Annotated in this window: 1 rRNA gene; it reads left to right on the plus strand. The window is 51.2% G+C overall.

Annotated elements, in window-relative coordinates:
• Positions 1-89, plus strand: a 23S ribosomal RNA gene (locus tag EL84_RS02545); the annotation flags it as partial.
• Between the last annotated feature and the right edge of the window lie 126 nt (positions 90-215).

The raw sequence follows: 215 nt of genomic DNA on the forward strand, positions 1-215 counted from the left end.
CCTTGAAGACGACGAGGTAGATAGGCTGGGGGTGGAAGTGCAGCAATGCATGGAGCTGACCAGTACTAATCGGTCGAGGGCTTATCCAATAGCAAGTGATAATTCGCATGTTTCGTTTCGAATCTAGTTTTCAGAGAACGATCTCTGAAATGTAAGCTACGCGTTTGGTGGCGATGGCGGAGGGGTTCCACACGTACCCATCCCGAACACGACCG

It is taken from the genome of Paenibacillus sp. VT-400, from assembly GCF_001029205.1.
GTDB lineage: Bacteria > Bacillota > Bacilli > Paenibacillales > Paenibacillaceae > Paenibacillus > Paenibacillus amylolyticus.